Origin of the sequence: Nesterenkonia aerolata, from assembly GCF_031470965.1 — a bacterium.
GTDB lineage: Bacteria > Actinomycetota > Actinomycetes > Actinomycetales > Micrococcaceae > Nesterenkonia > Nesterenkonia aerolata.
Genome location: NZ_JAVKGR010000002.1, coordinates 157,124 through 168,068, shown reverse-complemented (window position 1 = coordinate 168,068; position 10,945 = coordinate 157,124). Strand labels below are relative to the sequence as shown.

General features: G+C 66.6%; 7 protein-coding genes. 3 read left to right on the top strand and 4 right to left on the bottom strand.

Annotation, left to right across the window (positions count from 1 at the left end):
- Nucleotides 1-88: 88 nt before the first annotated feature.
- Nucleotides 89-3,013, bottom strand: coding sequence for an excinuclease ABC subunit UvrA (gene uvrA, locus RIL96_RS03280; RefSeq protein ID WP_310547711.1), 2,925 nt, complete (start codon nucleotides 3,011-3,013; stop codon nucleotides 89-91).
- A 155-nt stretch (nucleotides 3,014-3,168) separates the two neighbouring features.
- Here uvrA and RIL96_RS03275 point away from each other — a divergent pair, with 155 nt between their 5' ends.
- The 3 genes from RIL96_RS03275 to RIL96_RS03265 all read left to right on the top strand — a co-directional run bounded on the left by RIL96_RS03275 (nucleotide 3,169) and on the right by RIL96_RS03265 (nucleotide 7,946).
- Nucleotides 3,169-3,846: an MBL fold metallo-hydrolase gene (locus RIL96_RS03275; RefSeq protein WP_310547571.1), complete on the top strand. Its 678-nt coding sequence runs from the start codon at nucleotides 3,169-3,171 to the stop codon at nucleotides 3,844-3,846.
- A complete protein-coding gene (locus RIL96_RS03270) occupies nucleotides 3,825-6,422 on the top strand; it encodes a DEAD/DEAH box helicase (RefSeq protein WP_374761833.1) in 2,598 nt (865 codons plus the stop codon). The genes RIL96_RS03275 and RIL96_RS03270 overlap by 22 nt, the downstream gene beginning before the upstream one ends.
- Before the next feature lie 84 nt (nucleotides 6,423-6,506).
- Nucleotides 6,507-7,946, top strand: coding sequence for an alpha/beta fold hydrolase (locus RIL96_RS03265; RefSeq protein ID WP_310547570.1), 1,440 nt, complete (start codon nucleotides 6,507-6,509; stop codon nucleotides 7,944-7,946).
- Between the two features lie 6 nt (nucleotides 7,947-7,952).
- Here RIL96_RS03265 and RIL96_RS03260 read toward each other — a convergent pair whose 3' ends face one another.
- The 3 genes from RIL96_RS03260 to RIL96_RS03250 all read right to left on the bottom strand — a co-directional run bounded on the left by RIL96_RS03260 (nucleotide 7,953) and on the right by RIL96_RS03250 (nucleotide 10,912).
- A complete protein-coding gene (locus RIL96_RS03260) occupies nucleotides 7,953-9,209 on the bottom strand; it encodes a TerC family protein (protein ID WP_310547569.1) in 1,257 nt (418 codons plus the stop codon).
- A gap of 285 nt (nucleotides 9,210-9,494) precedes the next feature.
- Entirely contained in the window at nucleotides 9,495-10,172 is a 678-nt protein-coding gene (locus RIL96_RS03255) for a hypothetical protein (RefSeq protein WP_310547568.1), read from the bottom strand.
- The gene (locus RIL96_RS03250) at nucleotides 10,169-10,912 is read right to left on the bottom strand and encodes a hypothetical protein (RefSeq protein ID WP_310547567.1); all 744 of its coding nucleotides are present in this window, start codon (nucleotides 10,910-10,912) and stop codon (nucleotides 10,169-10,171) included. The genes RIL96_RS03255 and RIL96_RS03250 overlap by 4 nt, the downstream gene beginning before the upstream one ends.
- Nucleotides 10,913-10,945: the final 33 nt, after the last annotated feature.

Genomic DNA, 10,945 nt, shown 5'->3' with positions numbered 1-10,945 from the left:
GAAACGATGTCCTCACTGAAACGGTTGTGCAACGGTATCGGTGCGCAGAGCTCAGCGGTGCCCCGCCGCGCTCAAGTCTATCTGCGCCTCAGAGCAGCGGCGCGAGGAAGCGTCCGGTGTGCGAACCTGACTCCTCATGCGCGGCGGCGACCTGCTCCGGGGTGCCCTCTGCGACGATCAGCCCACCGCCGGTGCCTCCTTCGGGGCCGAGATCGATGAGCCAGTCGCAGGACTTCACGACGTCGAGGTTGTGCTCGATCGTCACCACGGTGTTGCCCTTGTCCACCAGCCCCTGCAGCACGCCGAGCAGTTTGCGGATGTCCTCGAAGTGCAGGCCCGTGGTCGGCTCATCGAGGACGTAGATGCTGCGGCCCTTGGACCGCTTCTGCAGCTCGGCGGCCAGCTTCACCCGCTGGGCCTCACCGCCGGAGAGCGTGGTGCCGGACTGCCCCAGACGCACGTAGCCCAGCCCGACGTCGACCAATGTGTTCAGATGCCGGGCGATCGGGGTGAACGCGGCGAAGAACTCCGCGGCCTCCTCGATCGGCATATCGAGGACCTCGGCGATGTTCTTGCCCTTGTACTTCACCTCCAGGGTCTCCCGGTTGTACCGGGCTCCGTGGCACACCTCGCAGGGGACGAAGACATCGGGCAGGAAGTTCATCTCGATCTTCAGCGTGCCGTCACCGGCGCAGGCCTCGCAGCGCCCGCCCTTGACGTTGAAGGAGAAGCGGCCCGGCTGGTACCCGCGGGTCTTCGCCTCGGAGGTCTCCGCGAAGAGCTTACGGATATGATCGAACACCCCGGTGTAGGTGGCCGGGTTCGACCGCGGAGTCCTGCCGATCGGGCTCTGATCCACATGGATGATCTTGTCCAGATGCTCGGTGCCCTCGATCCGGCGATGCCGGCCAGGTACCTGCCTGGCGTTGTTGAGCTTATTGGCCAGGGCGCGGTAGAAGATCTCATTGATCAGCGTCGACTTCCCCGAACCGGAGACGCCCGTGACACCCACCAGAACACCCAGCGGAATGTCCACGCTGACATCGCGCAGATTGTTCTCATAGGCCTGGACAATGCGCAGACTGCGCTGCGGATCGATCGCTCGGCGCTGCTCGGGTACCGGGATCAGCCGCCGTCCGGCGAGGTAGTCACCGGTGATGGAGCCGGAGTTCTCCCGCAGCCCCGCCACAGATCCGGAGTGGACGATGCGCCCACCGCGCTCGCCGGCACCGGGACCGATATCGACCACCCAGTCGGCCTCGGCGATGGTGTCCTCATCATGTTCGACCACGATGAGCGTATTGCCCAGGTCACGCAGCCGCGTCAGCGTCTGGATCAGCCGGGTGTTGTCCCGCTGATGCAGACCGATGGAGGGCTCGTCGAGCACATAGAGGACACCGACCAGTCCGGCCCCGATCTGGGTGGCCAGCCGGATGCGCTGGGCCTCGCCGCCGGAGAGCGTGCCCGCGGCGCGCTCCAAGTTGAGATAGCCCAGGCCGACGTCGAGCAGGAAGGTCAGCCGGGCCAGGATCTCCTTGAGCACCTGTTCGGCGATCTTCGCATCCCGCGCGGAGAGCGAGATGGTGCGGAAGAACGCGACGATGTCCTGAAGCGGCCATGCCGAGACCTCCGCAATGGACCGCCCCTGGACGAGCACCGAGAGGGAGGCCGGGTTGAGCCGCTGACCGGCACAGTCCGGGCAGGCGATCTGCCGCATGTACTGCTCATAGTGATCACGGGCGTGATCGGACTCGGTCTCCTCGTATTTGCGGTGGATATAGGCGATCACGCCCTCGAATCCCGTGGAGTATTTGCGTTCGCGTCCGAAGCGGTTGCGGTACTGGACCACGACCTTGTGGTTGCGCCCGTGCAGCAGGGCCTGGCGGGCCTTCTTCGGCAGCTGCTTCCACGGGGTCTTGAGGTCGAAGTCCAGTTCCTCGGCCAGCCCGCGGATCAGCCGCTGCCAGTATTCGGCGGTCGCCGAGCCGCGGTGCCAGGGGGCGATCGCCCCCTGCTCGAGGGTGAGCGTGTCATCGGGGATGACCAGTTCCTCGTCGACCTCCAGCCGGGAGCCGATGCCCGAGCAGGTCTGGCAGGCGCCGAAGGGCGAGTTGAAGGAGAAGGACCGGGGTTCGATCTCGTCGATCGGCAGCGGGTGCTCGTTCGGGCAGGCCAGGTTCTCGGAGAAGGAGCGCAGCTTCGGGCCTTGGAGCCCCTCGGGCACCCGGTCCGGGTTCTCGGCCGAGCCGTCCTCGGCCAGGTCAACCAGGTCCACACTCACCCGGCCGTCGGCCAGGCGCAGTGCGGTCTCGATCGAATCGGTCAGGCGCTGGCGCATCCCCTCACGGATGACCAGCCGGTCCACCACGACGTCGATCTGGTGCTTGTACTGCTTCTCCAGCGTGGGCGGCTCATCGAGCTGGATCAGCTCGCCGTCGACCACCGCCCGGGAGAACCCCTCCCCCGAGAGGTCCCGGAAGAGGTCCTTGAACTCGCCCTTGCGTCCGCGGACCACCGGAGCGAGGACCTGGAAGCGGGTGCGTTCGGGCAGTGCGAGGATTTGGTCCACGATCTGCTGAGGGGTCTGCCGGTCGATCTTCTCCCCGCATTCCGGGCAGTGCGGCACCCCGATCCGGGCCCAGAGAAGACGCAGATAGTCGTGGATCTCCGTGACGGTGCCCACCGTGGAGCGCGGGTTCCGGGAAGTGGACTTCTGATCGATCGAGACCGCCGGGGAGAGCCCCTCGATGAAGTCGACGTCGGGCTTGTCCACCCGGCCCAGGAACATCCGCGCGTAGGCAGAGAGCGATTCCACATAGCGGCGCTGGCCCTCGGCGAAGATCGTGTCGAAGGCCAGTGAGGACTTCCCCGAACCGGAGAGCCCGGTGAAGACGATGAAGGCGTTGCGCGGCAGCTCCACGTCGACGCTGTCGAGGTTGTGCTCGCGGGCTCCCTGGACGACGATGCGGTCAGCCTCAGCACTCCGCTGCCCGGCCGAGGAAGAGGCGGTCAGGAACTCGTCGACGGAGTGGATCACGGTTTCAGAAGACACGCCTGCCAGTCTATGCCCGCGATACCCCACCGGGCACAGCCGGTCGATCCCCGCAGCGCCGGGGCCGTCCCAGCAGCCCATAGCGCCTGATCACAGCACACCATAGACTGTGCGGCATGGCTTCTGAGGGTTCACTCATCCACGACCTACCGGCGGTGATCGTCAGGCGTATCGCTGTCTCCGACATGAGCAACAACGTCTACCTGCTCACCTCGAAGAAGACAGGGGCGCAGGTTCTGATCGACGCCGCCGACGACGCCCCGGCGATCTCCGCGATGCGCGCCGAGGCCGAGACGGACACCCCGTGCGATCCGCAGCTGCGCGCGGTGCTGACCACTCACCGGCACTGGGATCACATCCGGGCGCTGGCGGAGATCGCCCGCCCGCAGGACGGTGAACCGGTGGAGACCTGGGCCGGCGCGGCCGACGCCGAGGCGATCGAGGAGGCTGAGGGGGTGCGCATCGACCGGCGGCTGCACCACGGCGAGACCTTCCGCTGCGATGGGATCGAGCTGGAGGTCATCAGTCTGCGCGGTCACACCGAGGGTTCCGTCGCCTTCGCCCTGGACGTCGAGGACGGACCCACCCACCTGTTCACCGGGGACTCTCTGTTCCCCGGCGGAGTCGGCAAGACCTGGTCCGATGAGGACTTCAACCGTCTCATCGATGACGTCGAATCCCGCCTCTTCGCACGGTTCGCCGATGACACGCTGGTCCATCCGGGCCACGGTGACCCCACCACGCTCGGCGCTGAGCGGGCTGAGCTGCCCCAATGGCGGGAGCGCGGCTGGTAGTGCCGACCTCACCGCTGGAGAAGATCACGGCCGAAGACGGCTCCACCCCTGACGATGACGCCCTGCTGGAGGGCTTCATCACCTGGGCCGAGTCACGAGGCCTCAGGCTCTACCCCGCCCAGCAGGATGCGGCGATGCACTTGGCCGCCGGCGATCACGTGGTGATGGCCACCCCGACAGGCTCCGGGAAGTCATTGGTCGGGGTGGCCGCACACCTGTTCGCGCTCTCCCGGGGGCTGCGCAGCATCTACACCGCACCGATCAAGGCCCTGGTCTCCGAGAAGTTCTTCGCCCTGGTGGAGATCTTCGGCGCCGAGCAGGTCGGCATGGTCACCGGGGACTCCGCGGTCAACTCCGGGGCACCGATCATCTGCTGCACTGCGGAGATCCTGGCCAATGAGGCCCTCCGCGACGGCCGCGAGGCCGATCTGGGCCCAGTGGTGATGGACGAGTTCCACTTCTACGCCGACCCCCAGCGCGGCTGGGCCTGGCAGGTGCCGCTGCTGGAGCTGCCCCAGGCCCAGTTCCTGCTGATGTCAGCCACCTTGGGAGACACCACTCGGTTCGAAGAGCGCATCGCCGCACGCACCGGCCGTGACGTGGTCACCGTCTCCTCCGCCGAACGTCCGGTGCCCCTGGACTTCGAATACTCCACCACCCCGCTGCAGCAAAGACTCGAGCAGTTGGTCGCCGAGGCCAAGGCCCCGGCCTATATCGTCCATTTCTCCCAGCGCGAGGCCGCTGAGCGCGCAGTCGGGCTGGCCTCGCTGAACGTGCTGGGCCCACAGGACAAAGAACGCATCCGGCAGCGCCTCGAAGGGTTCCGTTTCGCCAAGGGCTACGGGAAGATGCTCAACCGACTGCTGCGCGCCGGCATCGGGGTCCACCACGCCGGGATGCTGCCGAAGTACCGGCGCCTGGTGGAGTCGATGGCTCAGGAGGGGCTGCTGAAGGTCATCTGTGGCACTGACACCCTCGGTGTGGGCATCAATGTGCCCATCCGGACGGTGGTGCTCACCGCGCTGAGCAAATTCGACGGAGAACGCCGACGTCAGCTCAACGCCCGGGAGTTCCATCAGATCGCCGGACGTGCCGGACGCGCCGGCTATGACACCGAAGGCACCGTCATCGTTCAGGCGCCGGAGTACGTGATCGAGAACGAGCAGGCCCTGGCCAAGGCCCGGGCCAAGCACGGCGACGATGAGAAGAAGGTCGCCCAGGCGATGCGTTCGGCCGGGCGGAAGAAACCGCCGGAGGGTTTCGTCTCCTGGTCGGAGAAGACCTTCGACCGTCTCGTCGAGGCTGTCCCGGAGGCGATGGTCTCCCGGATGGAGGTCACCTACGCGATGGTGCTGCAGCTGCTGCAGCGCCCGGAGGATCCGATCCTGGCGATGCGCCGGATGATCCGCGCCTCCGATGAGAGCCCCGCGCGGCAGACGATCCTGCTGCGACGGGCGCTGCAGATCCTGCGGGAGCTGCTCGCCGCCGGGGTGCTGGAACGTCTCGAGGAGCCCGATGAGGACGGGCGCACCGTCGATCTCACCCTGGATCTGCAGGATGACTTCGCGCTGAACCAACCCCTGGCACCGTTCGCCGTGGCGGCCTTGGACCTGCTGGATCCGGAGTCCGAGTCCTTCGCCCTGGATGTGGTCTCCGTCGTGGAGTCGATTCTGGAGACTCCGTTCCAGGTCACCGGGGCGCAGGTGAAGAAGCTCAAGGGTGAACGGATCGCCGAGCTCAAGGCCGAGGGGGTCGAGTATGTGGAGCGGATGCGCATCGTCGATGAGCTCACCCATCCCCAGCCGCTGGCCGAGCTGCTGACCCAGCAGTTCGAGGTCTACCGGCAGGCCCATCCGTGGGTCGGTGATCACGAGCTGATGCCAAAGTCCGTGGTCCGGGACATGGTGGAGCGGGCGTTCAACTTCGTCGATATGGTCAACTTCTATCAGCTGGCCCGGTCTGAGGGGGTGCTGCTGCGCTATCTGACCGATGCGTATAAGGCGCTGCGGCAGACCGTTCCCCAGCAGATGCTCACCGAGGAGCTCGAAGACCTCATCGAATGGCTGGGCGAGCTGATCCGGCAGACCGACAACTCCCTGCTCGAAGAGTGGGAGCGGCTGTCCTCCGGCGCGGAGGACTCCACGGCCGCGGATCTTGGGCTCAGCTCCAACGAGCCGGACGCCCCTGCCGGGGTCACCTCGAACATCCGGGCGTTCCGTGTGATGGTGCGCAATGCGATGTTCCTGCGGGCCGAGCTCTTCGCCGAGGAGAAGGAGTCCCGGCTGGAGGAGCTCGACGGTGAGGAATCCGGCTGGGACGCCGAGCGCTGGGGTGCGGCCATGGATGCGTTCTTCGAGATCTATGACGATGTCTACGTCGATGCTCAGGCCCGTGGTCCCGGGTTGATCCGTATTGATGAGCAACCCGCTGAGGCCCCGGGGTTCTGGCGTGCCGTGCAGGTGCTCGACGACTCTGCCGGCAACCACGACTGGGGCATCCATGCGTGGATCGACCTGAAGGCCTCAGACGCACAGGGCGCACCGGCGGTGCGCATCGATCGCGTCGGTGACATATAGACATATATCAGTGACACACACATCGGTGATATACATCACCGGGATACATCAGTGACCCCTCATCGGTCGACTTCTAGACGAGAGATGGACGTGCAGCGACACCCCGCAGACGATACGACGGCCCTGAGGGACGGCACGCGGATGCGTGAGCACCGGATCCGGGTTCCCCTGGACTGGGCGCAGGCAGAAGATCCTGAGGCAGAACGCCTCGAGATCTTCGCCCGGGAGTTCATCAGGCCGGAGTCCACCAGCTCGGAGTCCACCAGCCCAGAGTCCATCGGCCGTGAGACGGACACACCCTGCCTGCTCTTCCTCCAAGGTGGACCGGGCGGACGCGGGGTGCGGGCGCCACGGCTTCCCGGCTGGATGACTGAGGCACTGCGCCGGTTCCGGGTCATCATGCTCGATCAGCGCGGCACCGGGCTCTCCACGCCGCTGACCGCACGGACGGTCACCTCCCGCGGGAACGTGCAGGAGCAGGTCGCCTACCTGAGGCGATTCCGTGCCGATTCCATCGTCCGCGACGCCGAGGCGCTGCGTCAGGCCCTGGGCGTGGAGTCCTGGTCGGTCCTGGGGCAGAGCTACGGCGGATTCTGTCTGCTCACCTATCTCTCACTGGCGCCGCAGTCGGTGGACCGAGCGCTGTTCACCGGCGGGCTGGCCCCGCTCACCGGTCACGCAGACCGGGTCTACCGGGCCACATACCGCCGGATGGCCGCGCGCAACGCTGATCATTTCGCACGCTTCCCGGCGGACCGGGAACGGCTCGACGCCGTCGTCGCGCATCTGCGCCGCCGGTCCGAGGCCGGTGCACCCGAACGGCTGCCCGACGGCTCCACGCTGACCGTGCCCCGACTGCAGATGCTGGGGATGACCCTGGGCGGCAACACCCGGGCCGACGGTCTGCACTTCCTGCTCGAGGATGCCTTCTGCGAGGGGCCAGAGGCGCTGTCGGAGACGTTCCTCGCGGCGGTCCACGAGCAGCTGAGCTTCCGGGCGAACCCGATGTACGCGGTGATGCACGAGTCCATCTACGGACAGCCCGCCGAGCTCACCGAGGGGCGCGGAGACACCGGCTGGGCGGCCTGGCGGGTCCGCGACGAGTTCCCGGAGTTCTCCCCGGAAGCTGACTCACCCCTGCTGACCGGGGAGATGATCCTCCCCGAGCACATCGCCGAGGATCCGGCGATCGCCCCGCTGTACGAGGCGGCGGAGGCCCTGGCCGCCGTCGACGACTGGGAACCGCTCTACGACGCCGAGCGTCTGTCGCGCAACCGGGTCCCGGCCGCCGCCGCGGTCTACACCCATGACGTCTACGTCGACCGGGTCCTCTCCCGAGAGACCGCCTGCGCCGTCGCCGGTCTCCGTGTCTGGGAGACCGATGAGTTCCACCACGACGGGCTCAGCGACGACGGCGGGCGGATCCTGCGGGAGCTGCTGCGCCTGACGGAGCTGGACAGGCTGGATGGGCTGGATGAGTTGGCTGGACTGGATGAGCTGGATGAGGCAGAGAGCACAGAATAGCTCGACTCAGAGCGAGGGCCCGTTCTGCTCCACAATGTCCTCGGAGACCGGGGCCTGGCGTCCGGCAGCCTGAGCAGAGGCCAACCTGGTCTCGTGCGCGGTCCGGATGATCTGCGAGTACCGGTCCTTGTGCTCGATGAGCTCCTCGCGGAACTTCGGGGCCACCTGCTCGGCCGCCTGGGTCCAGCGGTCCATCCGCTCCTCGGCCTCGGCGCGCTCCTGTGCCGGAGCGTCCTCGTCGAGCTTGGTGTAGCGGAAGGCGAAGCGCTCGGCATTCTGCAGGGCACGCAGCGCCTTGCCCTTGGGGCTGTAGAGCGAGAGGAGCACGGTGACCAGCAGGATGACCATAATGACGACCAGGGAGATGTTCGTCGGCACTTCAGCCACCGGGACGTTCGCGCCCTGGTTGATGAAGGGCAGGTTGTTCTCGTGCAGGGCATGGAGGATGAGCTTCACACCGATGAACCCGAGGATCGCGGCGAGACCGTAGGAGAGATAGACCAAGCGGTCCAGCAGCCCGTCGATGAGGAAGTACAGCTGCCGCAGACCCATCAGGGAGAAGGCCGTGGCGGTGAAGACGATGTACGGCTCCTGAGTCAGGCCGAAGATCGCCGGGATGGAGTCAAAGGCGAAGAGCAGGTCGGTGGCGCCGATGGCCACCATGACCAGCAGCATCGGGGTGATCAGCAGCTTGCCGTTGACCCGGGTGAAGAGCTTGTCTTCGACGTACTCGTCATGGGCCGGGAGGATCTTCGTGGCGGTGCGGACCATGATGTTGTCCGCCTCATCCTTGTCCTTGTCTCCGGTCAGCTCCCCCTTGAGCTGCTGGCCGGCGATGAGCAGCAGCAGGATGCCGAAGAGGTAGAAGACGTCGGACCAGGCCTCGATGATGGCCGCACCGACCAGGATGAACGCCGTGCGTGAGATCAGCGCGAAGGTGATGCCGAACAGGAGCACCTTCTGCTGGTATTCGCGGGGCACCTGGAAGGAGGCCATGATGACCAGGAAGACGAAGAGGTTGTCGACGCTCAGCGCTTTCTCGGTGAGGTAGCCGGCGTAGTACTCGACTGCATGGGCGGTGTCTCCGACCGCGAAGAACATCAGACCGAAGAGCAGGGCGATGCCGACGTAGACCGCAGACCAGATCGCCGCTTCACGGATGGTGGGGACGTGGGCTTTGCGGACGTGGAAGATGTAGTCGAAGAGCAGCAGGCCGACGATCAGTGCGATCGTGATGCCCCAGAGCAGCGGGGTGATCTCCATGGCAGGACGTGGACCTTTCGTGAGAGGTGTCAGGGGACGCTGAGGCCCCGTGAGTCTCTCCGCCCGCCGGAGCCCCAGGGGACTTCTCGCACGGACCGCTGTGCCCGGCAGATCGACGGCGATCTGCGTGCTGACGTGCACAGCGCGGGGGATACTCCCTCACGTCGAGGGCAACTCTACACTCCCACAGCACGTTTATCCGACTCCTTTCAGTTGTCCGTGCCTTATAGAGGCCGGATTTCCGAGAGAGTTCGGATAAATGTGCGGTGGGTGGTCCGCGCAGGATCAGAGCACTGACGCTGCCCAGAGCAGCAGCGCCCCGCCGCCGGCCAGGCTCCAACTGGTCAACGAGCCGATGAGGAACTCCTCCGCCCGCGTCCCGCCCGGGCGGTCGCTGGAGATGGCGGGGAACCGTACGATGCCCTTCGCCGCAGCCAATGCCGCGATCACCGCCTGAGCGCCGAACAGGGCCAGCACTGCCATGAGAATACGCTCCAGCGGTCCGATGACGCGGCCACCGCGCAGGCCGTCATCGGCCGAGGCGCCCCGGCCCGTGAGGTCAAGCACTGCCCGGGTCACGCAGTTCGCGGACTCAGTGAGGAACAGCAGGACGGCGGCCACGGTCAGACCGACGGGTATCCCCCGGCCGATCCCCTCCCCGAGGCCTGTCTCCACCAACGCACAGGCCCCCACTGCTGCGACCATGACCACTGCAGCGGCAGGGGTGCGCGTCCGCAGCAGCAGCCACACCCCACCAGCCAGCGCCGCTGCCGGCCCGCTCCACCACGGCACAGGCAGTACGAGCAGCGCGAGGACCGCAATGATGACGAGCGCACCGACGCAGAGGACTCGGCGCAGCATCCGCCCGCCGTCAGCGGACGACGACACACCCGGCAGAGAAGAGACAGTGAGCAGAGGGATCAGGTCACAGACGGCGATGGTGAACAGCAGCAGGACTGTCATACAGGCTCCGAATCTGGCACCGTTCCTGGGTCCGATTCCAGCCCTGACTCGGCCAGCACACGATCCAACTCCACCAGAGCCGCCCCGCCGGACCTGTGCAGCGACTGCGAGACCGCCGACTGCGAGATGCGCTCCTGAGCGGCCGCCTGCTTCTGGGTGCCTCCGGCCAGAAGCACCGCGCAGAGGCGCCGCTCCCGCGCCTTCATCCGGAACACGATGTGATCACGCAGCAACAGATGCGCATTGACCGCCGCAGCTCGCACAGGATCAGTACCGCTGAACCAGCTGACCGTCTCATCACGTCTGCCCTGACGGGCGGCGGCCTCATCGACGGCAGCACGCGCGTGAAGCCACCCCTGCCCCTCCTGGATGGGACCGTAGGCACCGGGCTCGACGTCGCTGATCTCCCCCTCCCCCAAACCGCAGCGCAGACGCAGCCCTTCGGGAAGCTCGACCATCAGGCGCAGCGTGGCTCGCACGGCGTCCTGCCAGGTGAGGTAGACGGCTTGGAACTCGTCCCCGACGGTCGCCCAGGCCGACTCCCGGGGCAGTACGACCTCATGCGCCTGAGCGAAGGCGGCGTGGATCGTCTTCTGCGCGGCGGCGCGGTCCTCAAGACCCCGGGAGGCGACGATATCGGCGATGAGTCCGACAGGCGGCGGGGTTGGCGGGCTGCTCGGCCGGGTATCGGCTCCTGTGCTCGGGACCACGGATGAGCCTGCCTCTTCGCTCCTCGACATGAGACCACGTTAGCACTTATATAGACAGATATA